At 69.8% G+C, this 17,139-nt stretch carries 20 protein-coding genes and 1 tRNA gene; 15 read left to right on the plus strand and 6 right to left on the minus strand.

The genetic code is table 11. The features are described from left to right. Nucleotides 1-70: 70 nt before the first annotated feature. The 6 genes from murC to AWC24_RS00655 all read left to right on the plus strand — a co-directional run bounded on the left by murC (nucleotide 71) and on the right by AWC24_RS00655 (nucleotide 5,966). Nucleotides 71-1,555, plus strand: a complete 1,485-nt coding sequence (gene murC / locus AWC24_RS00630; protein WP_085081587.1) for a UDP-N-acetylmuramate--L-alanine ligase — start codon at nucleotides 71-73, stop codon at nucleotides 1,553-1,555. Next, entirely contained in the window at nucleotides 1,552-2,568 is a 1,017-nt protein-coding gene (locus AWC24_RS00635; RefSeq protein WP_085081588.1) for a cell division protein FtsQ/DivIB, read from the plus strand. The genes murC and AWC24_RS00635 overlap by 4 nt, the downstream gene beginning before the upstream one ends. A 320-nt stretch (nucleotides 2,569-2,888) precedes the next feature. Beyond that, on the plus strand, nucleotides 2,889-4,055 hold the full coding sequence (gene ftsZ, locus AWC24_RS00640; RefSeq protein WP_085081589.1) for a cell division protein FtsZ: 1,167 nt from the start codon (nucleotides 2,889-2,891) through the stop codon (nucleotides 4,053-4,055). A 17-nt stretch (nucleotides 4,056-4,072) separates the two neighbouring features. Continuing rightward, complete coding sequence (pgeF, locus tag AWC24_RS00645; RefSeq protein WP_085081590.1) at nucleotides 4,073-4,780, plus strand: peptidoglycan editing factor PgeF; 708 nt, start codon at nucleotides 4,073-4,075, stop codon at nucleotides 4,778-4,780. A gap of 153 nt (nucleotides 4,781-4,933) precedes the next feature. Beyond that, nucleotides 4,934-5,605: a cell division protein SepF gene (locus AWC24_RS00650; RefSeq protein WP_085081661.1), complete on the plus strand. Its 672-nt coding sequence runs from the start codon at nucleotides 4,934-4,936 to the stop codon at nucleotides 5,603-5,605. Between the two features lie 70 nt (nucleotides 5,606-5,675). Beyond that, nucleotides 5,676-5,966: a YggT family protein gene (locus AWC24_RS00655; RefSeq protein WP_013828685.1), complete on the plus strand. Its 291-nt coding sequence runs from the start codon at nucleotides 5,676-5,678 to the stop codon at nucleotides 5,964-5,966. 60 nt (nucleotides 5,967-6,026) lie between these two features. Here AWC24_RS00655 and AWC24_RS00660 read toward each other — a convergent pair whose 3' ends face one another. Beyond that, nucleotides 6,027-6,836 carry a DUF2249 domain-containing protein gene (locus tag AWC24_RS00660; protein ID WP_085081591.1) on the minus strand — a complete coding sequence of 270 codons (810 nt, stop codon included), beginning with the start codon at nucleotides 6,834-6,836 and terminating at the stop codon, nucleotides 6,027-6,029. Nucleotides 6,837-7,202: 366 nt separating this feature from the next. Between AWC24_RS00660 and wag31 the strand changes: the two genes are divergently transcribed. Both wag31 and AWC24_RS00670 read left to right on the plus strand, forming a co-directional pair. Beyond that, nucleotides 7,203-8,006, plus strand: coding sequence for a DivIVA-like cell division protein Wag31 (gene wag31, locus AWC24_RS00665; protein ID WP_085081592.1), 804 nt, complete (start codon nucleotides 7,203-7,205; stop codon nucleotides 8,004-8,006). Between the two features lie 65 nt (nucleotides 8,007-8,071). Then, on the plus strand, nucleotides 8,072-8,428 hold the full coding sequence (locus AWC24_RS00670; RefSeq protein ID WP_085081662.1) for a DUF308 domain-containing protein: 357 nt from the start codon (nucleotides 8,072-8,074) through the stop codon (nucleotides 8,426-8,428). Here the strand turns inward: AWC24_RS00670 and AWC24_RS00675 are convergent. Then, nucleotides 8,425-9,105 carry a phosphoribosyltransferase gene (locus tag AWC24_RS00675; RefSeq protein WP_085081593.1) on the minus strand — a complete coding sequence of 227 codons (681 nt, stop codon included), beginning with the start codon at nucleotides 9,103-9,105 and terminating at the stop codon, nucleotides 8,425-8,427. The two genes, AWC24_RS00670 and AWC24_RS00675, sit on opposite strands and share 4 nt — an antisense overlap. A 108-nt stretch (nucleotides 9,106-9,213) precedes the next feature. Next, nucleotides 9,214-9,299, minus strand: a tRNA-Leu gene (locus AWC24_RS00680). 114 nt (nucleotides 9,300-9,413) lie between these two features. Between AWC24_RS00680 and AWC24_RS00685 the strand changes: the two genes are divergently transcribed. Beyond that, nucleotides 9,414-10,748, plus strand: coding sequence for a M20/M25/M40 family metallo-hydrolase (locus AWC24_RS00685; RefSeq protein ID WP_085081594.1), 1,335 nt, complete (start codon nucleotides 9,414-9,416; stop codon nucleotides 10,746-10,748). A gap of 21 nt (nucleotides 10,749-10,769) precedes the next feature. Continuing rightward, nucleotides 10,770-11,300, plus strand: coding sequence for a YbhB/YbcL family Raf kinase inhibitor-like protein (locus AWC24_RS00690; RefSeq protein WP_085081595.1), 531 nt, complete (start codon nucleotides 10,770-10,772; stop codon nucleotides 11,298-11,300). Between the two features lie 29 nt (nucleotides 11,301-11,329). Here the strand turns inward: AWC24_RS00690 and AWC24_RS00695 are convergent, their stop codons facing one another. Genes AWC24_RS00695 through AWC24_RS00705 form a run of 3 tightly spaced genes read right to left on the minus strand, consistent with a single transcriptional unit; the run spans nucleotide 11,330 to nucleotide 13,684 of the window. Continuing rightward, the gene (locus AWC24_RS00695) at nucleotides 11,330-12,397 is read right to left on the minus strand and encodes a quinone-dependent dihydroorotate dehydrogenase (RefSeq protein ID WP_085081596.1); all 1,068 of its coding nucleotides are present in this window, start codon (nucleotides 12,395-12,397) and stop codon (nucleotides 11,330-11,332) included. Between the two features lie 4 nt (nucleotides 12,398-12,401). Continuing rightward, entirely contained in the window at nucleotides 12,402-12,668 is a 267-nt protein-coding gene (locus AWC24_RS00700) for a DUF5703 family protein (RefSeq protein WP_085081597.1), read from the minus strand. Further along, nucleotides 12,665-13,684 (minus strand): YncE family protein, encoded by a 1,020-nt coding sequence (locus AWC24_RS00705; protein ID WP_085081663.1) that lies wholly within the window; start codon nucleotides 13,682-13,684, stop codon nucleotides 12,665-12,667. Before AWC24_RS00705 ends, AWC24_RS00700 begins: the two co-directional genes overlap by 4 nt. A gap of 136 nt (nucleotides 13,685-13,820) precedes the next feature. On the opposite strand from AWC24_RS00705, the gene AWC24_RS00710 reads away from it, so the two are divergent. From AWC24_RS00710 to AWC24_RS00730, 5 genes are read left to right on the plus strand one after another with little or no spacing between them, the layout of a single operon-like run. Continuing rightward, on the plus strand, nucleotides 13,821-14,114 hold the full coding sequence (locus tag AWC24_RS00710; protein WP_085081598.1) for a hypothetical protein: 294 nt from the start codon (nucleotides 13,821-13,823) through the stop codon (nucleotides 14,112-14,114). A gap of 47 nt (nucleotides 14,115-14,161) precedes the next feature. Continuing rightward, a complete protein-coding gene (locus AWC24_RS00715) occupies nucleotides 14,162-15,016 on the plus strand; it encodes an undecaprenyl-diphosphate phosphatase (RefSeq protein WP_085081599.1) in 855 nt (284 codons plus the stop codon). After that, nucleotides 15,013-15,699: a histidine phosphatase family protein gene (locus tag AWC24_RS00720; protein WP_085081600.1), complete on the plus strand. Its 687-nt coding sequence runs from the start codon at nucleotides 15,013-15,015 to the stop codon at nucleotides 15,697-15,699. The genes AWC24_RS00715 and AWC24_RS00720 overlap by 4 nt, the downstream gene beginning before the upstream one ends. Nucleotides 15,700-15,749: 50 nt before the next feature. Continuing rightward, nucleotides 15,750-16,343, plus strand: a complete 594-nt coding sequence (locus AWC24_RS00725) for an Rv2134c family protein (protein ID WP_085081601.1) — start codon at nucleotides 15,750-15,752, stop codon at nucleotides 16,341-16,343. After that, a complete protein-coding gene (locus AWC24_RS00730) occupies nucleotides 16,327-17,130 on the plus strand; it encodes an Rv2133c family protein (RefSeq protein ID WP_085081602.1) in 804 nt (267 codons plus the stop codon). The genes AWC24_RS00725 and AWC24_RS00730 overlap by 17 nt, the downstream gene beginning before the upstream one ends. Nucleotides 17,131-17,139: the final 9 nt, after the last annotated feature.

Below are 17,139 nucleotides of genomic sequence, written 5' to 3' on the forward strand. Positions count from 1 at the left end.
CAGTGACCTGGTGGCACCTCGGGTGCATCAACGCTTCATCCAGAAGCGATGACCTCAGGAAGGTAGACCAGTGAGCGCCGAACAGCTCCCACCGGAGCTGAGCCGGGTGCACATGGTCGGCATCGGGGGAGCGGGCATGTCCGGTATCGCCCGCATCCTGCTGGACCGCGGCGGCCTGGTGTCGGGATCCGACGCCAAGGAGTCGCGCGGGATTCACGCGCTGCGGGCCCGGGGCGCGCAGGTGCGGATCGGCCACGATGCCTCGGCGCTGGATCTGTTGCCGGGCGGCGTCACCACGGTGGTGACCACCCACGCGGCGATCCCCAAGACCAACCCCGAACTCGTCGAGGCCCGCCGCCGCGGCATTCCGGTGGTGTTGCGCCCGGCAGTGCTCGCCATGTTGATGGCCGGGCGCACCACGCTGATGGTCACCGGCACGCACGGCAAGACCACCACCACGTCGATGCTGGTGGTCGCGCTGCAGCACTGCGGCCTGGATCCGTCGTTCGCGGTCGGTGGCGAATTGGGTTCGGCCGGTGCTGAAGCCGGCACCAACGCCCATCACGGCAGCGGACCGTTCTTCGTCGCCGAGGCCGACGAGAGCGACGGCTCGCTGCTGGAGTACACCCCGAACGTCGCGGTGGTGACCAACGTCGAAGCCGACCACCTGGACTTCTTCGGCAGTCCCGAGGCCTATACCCGGGTCTTCGACTCGTTCATGGAGCGCATCACGCCGGGCGGCGCGGCGGTGGTGTGCGTCGATGACCCCGGCGCCGCCGAGCTGGCGGACCGCACTGCGGCACAGGGCATCCGGGTGCTGCGCTACGGCACCGAGCGGCCCGGACAGCGGGAGTTGGCCGGTTCGCTGCTGAGCTGGGAGCAGCAGGGTACCGGCGCGGTCGCCGAGGTCGCGCTGGCCGGATCGGCTCACCGGGCGGCGATGCGCCTGGCGGTACCGGGCCGGCACATGGCGCTTAACGCGCTCGGTGCGTTGCTGGCTGCGGTGGAGGTCGGCGCGCCGCTGGATGCCGTGCTCGATGGTCTGGCCGGTTTCGACGGGGTGCGGCGCAGGTTCGAATTGGTGGGCTCGGCGGGCACGTCGGGGTCGGTGCGGGTCTTCGATGACTACGCACACCATCCCACCGAGATCACCGCGACGCTGACCGCGGTCCGCGCCTTGCTCGCCGAGTGCGGTACGGGCCGCAGCCTGGTGGTTTTTCAGCCGCATTTGTACTCGCGGACAAAGGCTTTCGCGGCCGATTTCGGCCGGTCGCTGAACGGCGCCGATGAGGTGTTCGTGCTCGACGTCTACGGTGCCCGCGAGCAGCCGTTGCCCGGTGTGAGCGGAGCGAGTGTCGCCGAGCATGTCAGCGTTCCGGTGCACTACCTGCCGGACTTCGCCGCGGTGCCGCAGGCGGTGGCCGCGGCTGCCGGGCCCGGTGACGTGATCGTCACCATGGGCGCCGGCGATGTGACCGTGCTGGGCCCGGAGATCGTGACCGCGCTGCGGGCGCGGTCGGACCGGACCCTTCCCGGCCGCCCGGGCGTGCTGTGAGTACGCCGCCTGAAGAAACCCCGGATGACCCGGTGGGCGACACCGCGGCCCAGGGCCTCGAGGAACCCGCAGCGGTCGAGGACACCGACGGCGGCCAGGACACCGACGTCGTCGAAGGCACCGACGCCGGCCAGGAGACCGATGCCGGTGACGCCGAGGCCGGCGAAGAGTCCGAAGAGTCCGAGGAGCCCGCGGCGGCCGAGGGCCCGCGGCGGCGGGCGCGGCGGGAGCGCGCCGAGCGGCGTGCGGCTCAGGCGCGCGCCGAGGCGATCGAACAGGCCCGCCGGGACGCCAAGCGGCGGATCCGGGCCGGCTCCGGCGAGCCGCAGAAAGGCGTTCCGCGGGGCGCCATCCGGGGTCTGAAGATGGTGCTGGCCACCTTCCTTGCGGTGGTGCTGCTGGTCGGGCTGGGGCTCATCCTGTATTTCACGCCGGTGATGTCGGTGCGCGACATCGAGGTCACCGGACTTGCGGCGGTGACCCGCGAGGAGGTCATCGACGTCGCGAAGGTGCAGCCCGGCACCCCGCTGCTGCAGATCGACACCGGCGGCGTGGCCGAGCGGGTCGCGGCGATCCGCCGGGTCGCCAGCACCCGGGTGCAGCGGCAGTACCCCTCGGTGTTGTCGATCACGGTGGCGGAGCGGGTCCCGGTGGTGTTCAAGGACTACCCAGACGGCCCGCATCTGTTCGACCGGGACGGCGTCGACTTCGCGACGGCGCCGCCGCCGGCGCCGCTGCCGGTCTTCGACGTCGAGAATCCCGGCCCGACGGATCCGGCCAGCCGCGCCGCCCTGCAGGTGATGACCGCGCTGGCACCCGAGGTCGCCGGCCAGGTCACCCGGGTGGCCGCCCCGTCGGTCGCCTCGATCACCCTGACGTTGGCCGACGGCCGGGTGGTGGTCTGGGGCAGTACCGATCGCACCGCGGAGAAGGCGCAGAAGCTGGCGGCGTTGCTCACCCAGCCCGGCCACACCTATGACGTGTCGAGTCCGGACCTGCCCACCGTCCGCTAGCGCAGCCGGTACTTTCCGCCGAGCCGGAATCCTGCTACCGACACGCGACGAACCCGTCGCGATACTCCGCCTCGACGGGGTCGGGGCGGAACGGGTGCGGCGCAGCCGAGAAAATTCGCCCGGTGTGTCTCGGCGCGTCGGAGCCGAGGACGGGCGGGGCGGCCCTACTGTGGCGGTTACGCGGAACAACTTGACATAATTCTAAGCCTTTGGTTGAGGTTGAGGGTTTGGCCAGGGTTTTTCGTAAGGCAGTTCGGGAAGTTCAGCGGTAAGCCAGGCCCCAGAGAGGGATCAGATCCCACCAGGGAGGAAGACGAACGATGACCCCACCGCACAACTATCTGGCCGTCATCAAAGTCGTGGGTATCGGTGGTGGCGGCGTCAACGCCGTCAACCGGATGATCGAGCAGGGCCTCAAGGGCGTCGAGTTCATCGCGATCAACACCGACGCACAGGCATTGTTGATGAGCGACGCCGACGTCAAACTCGACGTCGGCCGCGAATCCACCCGCGGCCTCGGCGCCGGCGCCGACCCGGAAGTGGGCCGCCGGGCCGCCGAAGACGCCAAGGACGAGATCGAGGAGTTGCTGCGCGGCGCCGACATGGTGTTCGTCACCGCCGGTGAGGGCGGCGGCACCGGCACCGGCGGCGCACCGGTGGTCGCCACCATCGCGCGCAAGCTCGGGGCGCTGACCGTCGGCGTGGTCACCCGGCCGTTCTCCTTCGAGGGCAAGCGGCGCGGCAACCAGGCGGAATTGGGCATCGCCGCGCTGCGCGAGAGCTGCGACACCCTGATCGTGATCCCCAACGACCGGTTGCTGCAGATGGGTGACGCGCAGGTCTCGTTGATGGACGCCTTCCGCAGTGCCGACGAGGTGCTGCTCAACGGTGTCCAGGGCATCACCGACCTGATCACCACCCCGGGGCTGATCAACGTCGACTTCGCCGACGTCAAGGGCATCATGAGCGGTGCGGGCACCGCGCTGATGGGCATCGGGTCGTCCCGCGGCGACGGGCGGGCGCTCAAGGCCGCCGAGATCGCCATCAACTCGCCGCTGCTGGAGGCCTCGATGGAGGGCGCCCAGGGCGTGCTGATGTCGGTCGCCGGCGGCAGCGACCTGGGGTTGTTCGAGATCAACGAGGCGGCTTCGCTGGTCCAGGACGCCGCTCACCCCGAGGCCAACATCATCTTCGGCACCGTGATCGATGATTCGCTCGGCGACGAGGTCCGGGTGACGGTGATCGCGGCGGGCTTCGACTCGGCCGGTGCCGGCCGCAAGCCGGTGACCGGGACGACGGGCCAACCACGGCATGCCGTGGCCCCCGGGCAGGCCGGCAAGGTCACGTCGTCGTTGTTCGACCCGGTCGACGCGGTCAGTGTGCCCGCCCCGACCAACGGTGCGACGGTCAGTGTCGGTGGCGGCCGGAACGGCGATGACGGCTGCGATGACGACGACGTCGACGTCCCGCCGTTCATGCGCCACTAGCGTTCGGCCAGGAGCAGGTGACCTTCCGCGTCCGGCGGGTGACCACCACCCGGTCCGGCGGCGTCTCGGCTGCCCCGTTCGACAGCTTCAACCTCGGCGATCACGTCGGCGACGATCCGGCGGCGGTGGCAACCAACCGTGCGCGATTGGCCAAGGCCACCGGACTCGGTGCCGACCGCCTGGTGTGGATGAACCAGGTGCACGGTGATCAGGTGGTGGTCGTCGACGAACCGCGCGACACGGCGGTCGACGCAACCGACGCACTGATCACCGGCGTTCCCCGGCTGGCGATGGTGGTGGTGACCGCCGATTGCGTACCGGTGCTGATGGCCGATGCGCGGGCCGGCGTGGTGGCGGCGGTGCACGCCGGCCGGGTCGGCGCGCAGCGCGGGATCGTGGCCCGTGCGCTGGCGGGAATGCTCGCGGCGGGGGCGCAGCCCGGTGGCATTTCGGTGCTGCTGGGCCCGGCGATCAGTGGGCCGCACTACGAGGTGCCCGCGGCGATGGCCGACGAGGTCGAGGCGGCGCTGCCCGGTAGCCGGACCCGCACGTCGGCCGGCACCCCCGGCCTCGACCTGCGGGCCGGAATCGCCCGGCAATTAAGGGAATTGGGCGTCGAGGCCATCGACGCCGACCCGCGCTGCACGGCGGCCGACCCGAAGCTGTTCAGTCACCGCCGGGACGGCCGCACCGGTCGGCTCGCGTCGTTGGTGTGGCTGGAATGAGCCGGCGGCGCCGGTGCGCCGGCGGAGGGCCGTGAAACCGGTTGCGCCTGTCCGCGTGTCGTTGCCGCACCCAGGCGCACTCGACCATTACCGTCACCATAATTAGTCACTTCAGTCACACCTTCATCACAGTCATCAGAGAAGGGTCCAATGATGAGCACACTCCACAAGGTCAAGGCCTACTTCGGGATGGCTCCTATGGAGGACTACGACGACGACTACTACGACGACGGCGATGAGCGTGCCTCGTCGCGCGACTACGCACCCCGGGGGGAGCGGTTCTCCGAGGACGTCTTCGACCGGGTCGCGGGTCGCTCCGAGGGTCGCTACGACGATCGATTCGACGGCCGTGAGTACGACGAGGCGCCGGCCGGCTACCGCGGCGGCTACGACGAGGATGTCCGCGACCCGCGGTACCGGGGTCGCGACTTCGACCGGCCCCGCGACTTCGAACGTTCGCGGTTCGCCTCGCTGCGCGGTTCGACCCGCGGCGCCCTGGCGATGGACCCGCGCCGGATGGCGATGATGTTCGACGAGAGCAGCCCGCTGTCCAAGATCACCACGTTGCGCCCCAAGGACTACAGCGAGGCGCGCACCATCGGTGAGCGGTTCCGCGACGGCACCCCGGTGATCATGGATCTGGTGTCGATGGACAACGCCGACGCCAAGCGGTTGGTCGACTTCGCCGCCGGGCTGGCGTTCGCCCTGCGCGGTTCGTTCGACAAGGTCGCGACCAAGGTGTTCCTGCTCTCGCCGGCCGACGTCGACGTGACGCCCGAGGAGCGTCGCCGCATCGCCGAAACCGGCTTCTACGCCTATCGGTAGGCTGGAGCGACAGTCGGGCCGGTCAGCGTTGCTGATGCGGGCACACCCTCGTCAGTAAGGTCGCATTCCGTTGGCGCTGTTCTTCACGATTCTCGGTATCGCGCTGTTCGTTTTCTGGCTGTTGCTCATCGCTCGGATCGTCATCGAGTTCGTCCGCTCGTTCAGCCGGGACTGGCACCCGCGTGGCGCCACCGTGGTGATCCTGGAGCTGATCATGAGCATCACCGATCCACCGGTGAAACTGCTGCGGCGGCTGATACCGCAGTTGACCATCGGGGCGGTGCGCATCGACCTGTCGATCATGGTGCTGTTGCTGATCGCGTTCATCGGAATGGAACTGGCGCTCCAGCACGCCGCCTGAAACCCGGCGGCCAAGCGCCGGGGCGACCCGGATTCTGGTGCCGGGCCACCCCGGACGCCCTCAGACCCGGGTCAGCCGCAACCGCCACGCCTCAGGGCCGCGCTCCTCGTAACCGACCGCCAGCCGGCCACCGCTGCGCTCGGCGAGCTGACGCAGCAGCGGAATCGGGTCGTGCGGCGCCACCAGCAGCATCGAGCCGCCCGTCGGAACCGCATCGAAGGCCCCGAACACGGTCGCGTGCCGGATCGCGTGCGGAATCTCGCGCACGTCGAGCTCGGGCATCTCCTCGTCCTCCTCGCCGCAGCCGCAACCGCCGTGGCCGTGGCCGTGGCCGTGGCCATGGCCGTGCGCGGCCGGCCCGGGCTGAGCGGATGTCCCCAGCTCGGTGGGGATCGCCGGCAGTTGGGCGGCCAGATCGGCCAATGAGACCCCGCTGGCTTCCGCGAGCGCAGGCAGCAGCAGGTCGGCGACCTTGCCCAGCAGTGCCTCGAGCAGCACCCGCAGCGCCTCGACGTGCGCGGCGATCTGCACCCGGTCGGTGTCGCGGGCGATGCGCGCGGCGGCCTGCTCGATCAGGTGGGTCTCGCCGAGCAGCCCCTCGACCAGCAGCCGCGACCGTTCGACGCCCGCCGACGCCGGATAGATCAGTTCCACCGCGGCCCGCAGCTGGGGCCGTACCGCTTGCTCGATGAATGCCTGCACGGTGCGGTGGGCGTCGTCGAAGGCCGGACCGGCCGTACCCACCGCGGCGAACACCGCCGCCCCGAGCGCGGCCTGGCGGCCGAGCAGCTCCGCGTAGCCGGACCGTACGTCATCGACGGCGCCCGAGTCCGCCGCGCTGGTCGCCACGACCACGTCGTTGGTTGTCATCCTGAAGAGTCCTTCCGATTGGTCGTAACCTGCGTCGGCCTTTCCGGCCACCTGCCGTCAATATTTACGGGTCGGCGTTGTAGATAATACGACCCGGGCGGTCGGCCCGGTAGCCCGCGGGGCTCGGGACGAGCCGGATCGTCGGCGCGGCTCACCTGCCGGATCGGCGATTGCCGCCATCAGTTGTGTTTGCCGAAACGTGATTCCTGTGGCAGCAATTTGAAATTCACTCTTAATATCATTCTCATTGCCGAGCCCAGCGCCTGATGTGACAGGATGGACGGCAGTTACTACACGGCTAGCGCATTCCCGGTCGACCTACACTTGCCCGATCGGTGCTAACTACCTGACTCAAGGGGGCAGACCATGCCACTAACACCGGCAGACGTGCACAATGTCGCGTTCAGCAAACCGCCGATCGGGAAGCGCGGCTACAACGAGGACGAGGTCGACGCGTTTCTCGACTTGGTGGAAGGCGAGCTGACCCGCCTCATCGAGGAGAACGCAGACCTGCGCCAGCGGGTCAGCGAACTCGACCAGGATCTCGCCGCGGCCCGCGCCGGTGGTGGTGGCCAGCAGCCCACCACCGCGATCCCGGTCTACGAGCCGTCTCCCGAGCCGTCGGCGCCGCAGCCGGTCGTCGCCGCCGCCGCGCCGGAGCCCCCCACCGAAGACCAGCACCTCAAGGCGGCTCGTGTGCTGAGCCTGGCTCAGGACACCGCCGACCGGCTGACCGGCACCGCCCGGGCCGAGTCCGAGAAGCTGATGGCTGACGCCCGCGCCAACGCCGACCAGATCCTCAGCGAGGCACGGCAGACCGCGGAGACGACGGTCGCCGACGCCCGACAGCGCGCCGACGCCATGCTGACCGATGCGCAGACGCGCTCCGAGACCCAGCTGCGCCAAGCGCAGGAGAAGGCCGATGCGCTGCAGGCCGACGCCGAACGCAAGCATTCCGAGATCATGGGCACGATCAACCAGCAACGCACCGTGCTGGAAGGCCGTCTGGAGCAGTTGCGCACCTTCGAGCGCGAGTACCGCACCCGGCTCAAGACCTACCTGGAATCCCAGCTCGAGGAGTTGGGGCAGCGGGGTTCTGCGGCACCGGTCGACACCAGCGCGGCCAGCGACGGCGGCGGGTTCAACCATTTCAACCGCGGTACGAACTGAGCCGGGGAGCCGAGCCGCCGCACCCGGGAATCGCGTAGTCTGCCCTTCGGGTGGGAGGTGAATCGATGCTGATCATTGCGCTGGTATTGGCCGCAATAGGGCTTGCTGCGTTGGTGTTCGCCGTGGTCACCAGTAATGCGTTGGTGGCGTGGGTGTGCATTGCCGCGAGCTTGCTGGGGGTGCTGTTGTTGATTGTCGACGCGCTGCGCGAGCGTCGTCGCGGCAGTCGGCCCGCCGCTCCGGAGCCGGGCGAGGAACCCGAAGATTCCGATGCCGTGCTCGACGAGGACGACGAAGCCGCGGCCGAGACGTCCGAGGTGGCCGAAGCGGCTGACGAGGCGGTCGGCACGGACGACGACGAGACGGCCGACGAGACGGCCGGCGAGGACGCCGACGAACCGGTCGCGCACCCTGCGGATTAGCTCGCAGCGGTGGTCGGTGTGGCCAGCAGGTCGCGGACTTCATCGTCGCTGACCTGACGGAAGTCGAGATAGGCCTGGCCGACGGCGTCGAAGGAGTCGGGCGTCGTCGCGCACACCACATCATCGGCCTCTTGGGCGATCTTGCGGCACGCCATGAGCGGGCCGACGGGTACCGCGACCACGGTCCTGGCCGGTTCGGCCGACTGCACCGCCCGCACCGCCGCCAGCACGCTTGCTCCGGTCGCGATGCCGTCGTCGACCAAGATCACCACCCGGCCGTGCATATCGACAGGAGGCCGGTCGCCGCGGTAGGCGTGATCGCGCCGGCGCAATTCGGCTGATTCGCGGTTGATCACCGACTGCACCTCGTCGTCGCCGATACCCAGGCTGCTGAGCACCTGGTCGTTCATCACCACCTGCCCGCCGGCCAGCGCGCCCATCGCCAGCTCGGGTTGTTGCGGCACACCGAGTTTGCGGACCAGGAACACGTCCAGCGGGGCATTCAGTGCCGCTGCGACCTCCCAGCCCACCGGCACCCCACCGCGGGCCAGACCCAGCACCAACAGGCCGTCGGCGTCGCGATAGTCGGCCAGCCGTTCGGCCAGCGCCCGGCCGGCGTCACGGCGGTCGCGGAAGGTGCGAGCCGACGTCTGGTTCGAGCGGCCTGGACGAGTCATGTCCCTATCGAGCCTACGACGCCGAGCAGGTCGTCGCTGCTGGCCGGGAAACTGCCTCGCCGCGGAGGCTGGTGGCATCGAAGCGCGGACGCGACTCATCGCACGCGGTGTCCGAGGGGGGACTTGAACCCCCACGCCCGTTAATAGGGCACTAGCACCTCAAGCTAGCGCGTCTGCCATTCCGCCACTCGGACCGTCCCGGCGCAGGCCGGGCAGCTAAGGCTAACGGATGCCGATCGCCGCACCCAAACCCAGCCCGCACCGCGTCGTCCCGGGGCCGTTCCGGTGAAGTGGTAGGAAAGGTAACTGTGACGGTCTGTCCCGATCCTGCCGACGAAGTGGTCGACTTCGTCAGTGCGCTCATCCGGTTCGACACCTCCAACACCGGTGAGCCCGAAACCACCAAGGGTGAAGCCGAGTGCGCCCGCTGGGTGGCCGCCCAGCTCGAGGAAGTCGGTTATCAGACCGAATACATCGAGTCCGGCGCGCCGGGCCGGGGGAACGTCTTCACCCGCCTCAAGGGCAGCGACCCCTCCCGCGGGGCGTTGCTGATCCACGGCCACCTCGACGTGGTGCCCGCCGAGGCGAGCGAGTGGAGCGTGCACCCGTTCTCCGGCGCGGTCACCGACGGCTACGTCTGGGGCCGCGGCGCGGTGGATATGAAGGACATGGTCGGGATGATGATCGCGGTGGCCCGCTACCTGGCCCGCGCCGGCATCACTCCGCCGCGCGATCTGGTGTTCGCGTTCGTGGCCGACGAGGAGGCCGGCGGCAAGTACGGCGCGCATTGGCTGGTGCAGAACCGGCCGGACCTGTTCGCCGGGGTCACCGAGGCGATCGGCGAGGTCGGCGGCTTCTCGCTGACGGTGCCGCGTCGTGACGGGGGAGAGCGCCGGCTCTATCTGATCGAGACCGCGGAGAAGGGGATGTGCTGGATGCGGTTGCGGGCCCACGGCCGCGCCGGCCACGGGTCGATGATCAACGACGACAACGCCGTCACCATCCTGACCGAGGCGGTGGCCCGACTGGGCAGCCACCGGTTCCCGTTGGTGCTCACCGAGGCCGTCGAGCAGTTCCTGGCCGCGGTCGCCGAGGAGACCGGTTATGCCATCGATGTCGATTCGCCGGACCTGGAAGGGATGGTCGAGAAGCTGGGGCCGATCGCCCGCATCGTCAACGCCACCCTGCGCGACACGGCCACCCCGACCATGCTGCAGGCCGGCTACAAGGCCAACGTGATCCCCGCGACGGCCGAGGCGGTGCTGGACTGCCGGGTGCTGCCCGGCCGCCAGGCGGCGTTCGAAGCCGAGGTCGACGCGCTGATCGGCCCGGACGTCACCCGCGAATGGATCACCAACCTGCCGCCGGTGCAGACGTCCTTCGACGGCGATCTGGTCGATGCGATGAATGCCGCGCTGCTGGCGTGTGACCCCGACGCCCGGACCGTGCCCTACATGCTGTCCGGAGGCACGGATGCAAAAGCCTTCAGCCAATTGGGTATTCGCTGCTTCGGGTTCGCCCCGCTGCGGCTGCCGCCCGATCTCGATTTCTCCGCATTGTTCCACGGCGTCGACGAGCGGGTTCCGGTCGACGCACTGGAGTTCGGTGCCCGCGTACTGCACCACTTCCTGACACACTGTTGATCCCAACGAGAGGACGAAGCCATGACCAACGCTCCCGACCCGTACGCCGCACTGCCCCAGCTGCCGACGTTCACGCTGACCTCGTCGTCGCTGACCGACGGCGGATCGCTGGCCAAACCGCAGGTCAGCGGGATCATGGGGGCCGGCGGCGAGGACGCCAGCCCGCAGCTGAGCTGGTCGGGTTTCCCGGAGGAGACCCGCAGCTTCGCGGTCACCGTCTACGACCCCGACGCGCCCACCGCATCCGGCTTCTGGCATTGGGCGGTGGCCAACCTGCCGGCGACCTGCACCGAGCTGCCCGAGGGCGTCGGTGACGGCAGCCTGCTGCCCGGTGACGCCGTCACGCTGGTCAACGACGCCGGGATGCGCCGCTACGTGGGCGCCGCCCCGCCGGCCGGGCACGGCGCACACCGGTACTACGTCGCGGTGCACGCCGTCGACACCGAGAAGCTGGACCTGGCCGAGGACGCCAGCCCGGCCTACCTGGGCTTCAACCTGTTCATGCACGCGATCGCCCGCGCGGTGATCGTCGGCACCTACGAACAGACGTAGCCAAACCTCCCGGTCGGCGAGGTTGCCTGCTAACGGGCGGCCGAGCCGACCGCTTCGGTCAACGACGCGTAACCGCCGGCGCGCAACCGGTCGGCCAGGCCGTCGTGGATGTTGCGCGCCCACAGGCCACCGCCGTAGATGAAGCCGGTGTAGCCCTGCAGCAGCGAGGCGCCGGCGGTGATGCGCTCCCAGGCGTCGTCAGCGTTCTCGATCCCGCCGACGCTGATCAGCACCAGCCGGTCACCGACGCGGGCGTACAACCGCTGCAGCACCTCGAGCGCCCGGCGCGCCACCGGCGGACCGGAGACACCGCCGGGCCCCAGTTCTGCCACCCCCGGGGTGGCTAGGCCCGCACGCGACACGGTGGTGTTGGTGGCCACGATGCCGGCCAGGCCCAACTCCACCGACAGGTCAGCGACGGCATCCAGGTCGGCGTCGGCCAGGTCCGGTGCGATCTTGACCAGTACCGGCCGGGTGGTCTCGGCGCGCACCGCGGCCAGGATGGGCCGCAGTGCTTCGACCGCCTGCAGATCGCGCAGACCCGGGGTGTTCGGCGAGCTGACGTTGACCACCAGATAGTCGGCCAGCGGCGCCAGCAACCGGGCGCTGGCCCGGTAGTCGTCAACCGCGTCCTCGGTCGGGGTGGCCTTGGTCTTGCCGATGTTGACGCCGATCGGCACGTCGGCGTGATGGCGGGCCAGCCGGGTGGCCAGCGCGCCGGCACCATGATTGTTGAATCCCATCCGGTTGAGCAGCGCGCGGTCGTCGGGCAGCCGGAACAACCGCGGCGCCGGGTTGCCCGGCTGCGGCGCCGCGGTCACGGTGCCGACCTCGGCGTAACCGAAACCCAATGCGCCCCAGGCTTTCAGCCCGACGCCGTCCTTGTCGAACCCGGCGGCCAGCCCGAGCGGACCGGGGAAGTGCACACCGAACACCGTGCTCGCCAGCACCGGATCATGGGGCGCCAGCCGGCGTTGCAGCAACCGGCGCGTCGGGGACAGCGCAGTGGCCCCGCGCAGCGCGGCGAACGCGAACGTGTGGCTGCGTTCGGGCGGTGCCAGGAACAGTGCGCGGCGCAGCGCGCCGTACCACCCCATCCGGCTACAGCCCCGGCTGGTCGACGCAGCGGTTCCCGCTGATCGCATTCATATGGGATTTCTTGCGGCGCAACAGCACCCGCCTGCTCCCATCGGTATACAGCCGCACCCGGGTCAGCTCCCAGCCGCGATACTCGGCTTCGATCGCCAACCGGGTCGAGGCGCCGATCCGGGTGACCTCCGGCGGCAGCCGCAGCGGAATCCACTCGTAGTCATCGGACAGTTCGGATTCCCAGCTCGCGGGCAACCGGCGTGGCCGCAGCGCGGTCATCGTTGCCTCGTGGCGTGCTCGATCACCTGGACTCCGGCCTCGGCGCCCGACACCACGTACAGGGTGTCCGACGTGTCGTCGAAGGCCAGGGTGTTGGGTTGCTGCACGGTCGGGTATCGAACCTTTTCCACAGGTATTCCGGTGGTCAGATCGTAGCCGACCACGGTGTTCGTCGCGGTCTGCGACACCCAGGCGAACCCGTGCGAGCCGGCCACCCCGTACGGGGATTCCGGCACCGGGTAGGCCTGCCGCAGCATCAGCGGGTCGCTGCCGTACACCAGCAACTGGCCACCGCGGGTGTCGGTCACCAGCACCGGACCGTGCGGATCAGCGGCCAGTGTCGTCGCGCCCTGGCCGGCGCGCAACGCGTACTGCGGCTTCCCGTCGGCGCCGACGGTGGTCACCGACGTCTGGCCGCGATCCAGCACGATCGAGGTATCGCCTTGCGTCACAATCTGATCGACGCGGGCGAAGATCGTCGTCCGCTCTGCGGTCCGGGAGCCGTCGGCGGTCAGGGTATAGACGGCGCCGTCGGCACTGCCCAACACCAACGTGCCGTCGCTGCGCCGGGCGATCGCGGTGAAATCGACGTCGGCGGCGTCATCGACGTCGACCCGGCTGGCCTGGCGGGTGCGCAGGTCGACGGTGAAGTAGCCGCCGCGGCCGGACAGGTAGGCGAACCCGCTGCTGTCGCCGGCCAGCGCGGTCGCCGGGCCGGGCAGCGCCACCGCCGGGTGGCCGGGCGCGCCGATCAGGTTGACGCGCGCGGGAGCCTGCGGGTCGGGACCGGGCGACAGCACCACCAGCAGGCCGGTGGCGGCGTCGAACACCGCGCCGGTGACCGGAGCGCGCAGCGGGCGCACCGTGCCGGCCGGGCGCTGCGACGCCGCCGGTGAGACGGCGGGCTCCGCCGCCGGGATGGTCGGTGGCGGCGCGGTGACGGGGTTGGCTGAGCATGCCGTCAGCAGCAGCAGCGACAACAGCAGGCCGCAAAACGGCCGGCGGGGGGAGTGCATCGGCACGGGCAGCTCTTCCAGCTCTCGGGCGGTCGACGGTCGACGCCGGGACGAACCACCGATTCTAAGGAAGGCCCGGCGCCGCATCGGCATGTCCGGAGTAACTATAAGTTCGCTTAGGTGTAACCTTCCCGCCATGACTGTGGCCGAAGACTGGCAACTGGCATGTTCGGACTTTCTCGTCGAGGAGATCTGGACCGGCGCGTTCGCGAGCGGGTTCGGCCAGGTCGGTGACGGGCGTAGCTTCTCGTTCCGCATCGAGCAGCAGCTGCTGGTGGTCGATGTGTACCGGCCCATGCTGGAATGCCCGGTCCCGCACGACGAGGACGTGGTGGCCACCGGGAGCCGGAACCTGTTCGACATCGACGTCGCCGACGAGCGCAGCCTGGCCGCCGCGGTTCGCGACCTGGTAGCCGATCTGACTCGCTGAGCGACCCGCCCGGTACGGTCTTCGTCGTGTCGGTACTCGAGGCTGCGATGTCATGGCCGCAGGTCATCATCCTGGCGATCGTCCAGGGGCTCACCGAATTCCTGCCGGTCTCGTCCTCCGGGCATCTGGCCCTGGTATCGCGGTTGTTCTTCGCCGGTGACGCCGGTGCCTCGTTCACCGCGGTGACCCAGCTGGGCACCGAGGCCGCCGTGCTGGTCTATTTCGCCAAGGACATCGCCCGGATCGCCACCGCGTGGCTGTCCGGGGTGGCGTCGAAGCTGGCCAAGACGCCGCTGGCCGCCGAACGCCAGGTCGACTACCGGATGGGCTGGTACGTCATCATCGGCACCATCCCGATCTGCGTGCTGGGCCTGGTGTTCACCGACCAGATCCGGTCGGGGGTGCGCAACCTGTGGGTGGTGGCCACCGCGCTGGTGGTGTTCTCGGCGGTGATCGCCGCCGCCGAATACCTCGGCCGCCAGACCCGGCACGCCAAAGAGCTGACCTGGCGTGATGCCGTCCTGGTGGGATCGGCGCAAACCCTTGCGCTGGTGCCCGGCGTGTCCCGCTCCGGCGCCACGATCAGCGCCGGCTTGTTCGCCGGCCTGGATCGTGAGTTGGCCGCCCGCTTCGGCTTCCTGCTGGCCATTCCGGCGGTGTTCGCCTCCGGGCTGTTCTCGCTGCCCGACGCGTTTCACCCGGCCGGTACGGGCATGAGCGCCAGCGGGCCGCAGCTGTTGGTGGCCACCCTGATCGCCTTCGCGGTCGGCTGGGCGGCGGTGTCCTGGTTCCTGCGGTTCCTGGTCTCGCACAGCATGTACTGGTTCGTCGGGTATCGGGTGGTCGTCGGGACGACGATCCTGGTCCTGCTGGCCACCGGGGTGCTGGCGGCCCAATCATGACGGTCATCCTGCTCCGGCACGGCCGGTCCAGCGCGAACACCGCCGGTGTGCTGGCCGGGCGGTCCGAAGGCGTCGCGCTCGACGCGTTGGGTCGTGAGCAGGCCGCACAGCTCGTCGACCGGCTCGCCGGCCTGCCCATCCGGGCGCTGGTGCGCTCACCGCTGCTGCGCTGCGGCAGCACCGTCGAGCCGCTGGCCGCCGCGCTCGGACTGGAGCCGCTCATCGACGATCGGCTCGCCGAGGTCGACTACGGGACCTGGACCGGCCGCAAGATGAGCGAGCTGACCGGCGAGCCGCTGTGGCGAGTGGTGCAGGCGCAGCCCAGCGCGGCGGTGTTCCCCGGCGGCGAAGGGCTGGCGCAGGTGCAGGCCCGCGCGGTTGCCGCGGTCCGCGACCATGACCGCGAGCTGGCCGAGCAGCACGGCGCCGACGTGCTGTGGCTGGCCTGCACCCACGGCGACGTGATCAAGTCCGTGATCGCCGACGCCCTCGGTGTCCACCTGGACGGTTTTCAGCGCATCACCGCCGACCCGGCGTCGGCCAGCGTGATCCGCTACACGCCGTTGCGCCCGTTCGTCATCCACCTCAATCACACCGGGGCGTCACTGGCCGCCGCGGTCAAGAATTCGCCGCCCGCCGACGGCTCTTCGAGCGACGCCGTCGTCGGTGGGTCCACCACCTAGTCGACAGGGATACCGGTGTCATCGCCGACTGCCGGTATTTTGGAGATGCCATGTCCCGAGCAATCCACGTCTTTCGCACACCCGACCGCTTCGTGGCCGGGACCGTCGGCCAACCCGGGAATCGCACCTTCTACCTGCAGGCGGTGCACGACGAGCGGGTGGTCTCGGTGGTGTTGGAGAAGCAGCAGGTCGCGGTGCTCGCCGAGCGGATCGGTGCACTGTTGTTGGAGGTCAACCGCCGATTCGGTACTCCGGTACCACCGGAGCCCACCGAGATCGAGGACCTCAACCCGCTGGTGACACCGGTGGACGCCGAATTCCGGGTCGGAACCATGGGATTGGGCTGGGACTCCGAGGCGCAGACCGTGGTGGTCGAACTGCTCGCGGTCAGCGACACCGAGTTCGATGCGTCGGTGGTGCTCGACGACACCGAGGAGGGCCCGGACGCGGTGCGGGTGTTCCTGACGCCGGAGTCGGCGCGGCAGTTCGCCACCCGGTCCAACCGGGTCATCTCCGCGGGCCGCCCGCCGTGCCCGCTCTGCGACGAGCCGCTGGATCCGGCCGGCCACATCTGCGTCCGCACCAACGGCTATCGGCGGGGTGCATTCGGGCCCGACGACGAGCCCGATGACTCCGGCATCTGACGATAGGGAGGCGTTGCGCTCCGGGGAGCTGGAGATCCTGGGCCGCATCCGCTCGGCGAGCAACGCCACCTTCCTGTGCGAGGCGACGTTGGGCGAGCGTCGCACCCACTGCGTGTACAAGCCGATCGCCGGTGAGCAGCCGCTCTGGGACTTCCCGGACGGCACGTTGGCCGGCCGCGAGTTCGCCGCCCACCTGATCTCGGTCGAGCTGGGCTGGAACCTGGTGCCCTACACCATCATTCGCGGCGGCCCGGCCGGTCCCGGCATGGTGCAGCTGTGGGTGGACCAACCTGAAGACGAGCTGGCGTCGGCCCCCGGCCTGGTGGACGTGGTGCCCGTCGACCGGGTTCCGGCCGGCTACCTGCCGGTGCTGCAGGCTTACGGCCACAACGGAGACCCGGTCGCCCTGGTGCACGCCGACGACACCCGGTTGCGTCGCATCGCGGTGTTCGACGTGGTGATCAACAACGCCGACCGCAAAGGCGGCCACATCCTGTGCGGCACCGACGGCGGCGTCTACGGCGTCGACCACGGCGTGAGCCTGCACACGCAAGACAAGTTGCGCACCGTGCTGTGGGGGTGGGCGGACAAGCCGGTCGACGAGGAGTTGCTGCCGGCGCTGACCCGGCTGTCGGACGCCTTCGGCGGCCCGCTGACCGAGACCCTGGAACCGCACCTGACCTGCGCCGAGATCGATGCGCTGCGCCGGCGCGTCGAGGATCTGCTGGAACATCCGGTGATGCCCGGCCCGAACAGTCATCGCCCGATACCCTGGCCGGCGTTCTGACCGCCTTCA

The organism is Mycolicibacter senuensis, from assembly GCF_002101885.1.
In the GTDB taxonomy this organism is placed as follows: Bacteria; Actinomycetota; Actinomycetes; order Mycobacteriales; family Mycobacteriaceae; genus Mycobacterium; species Mycobacterium senuense.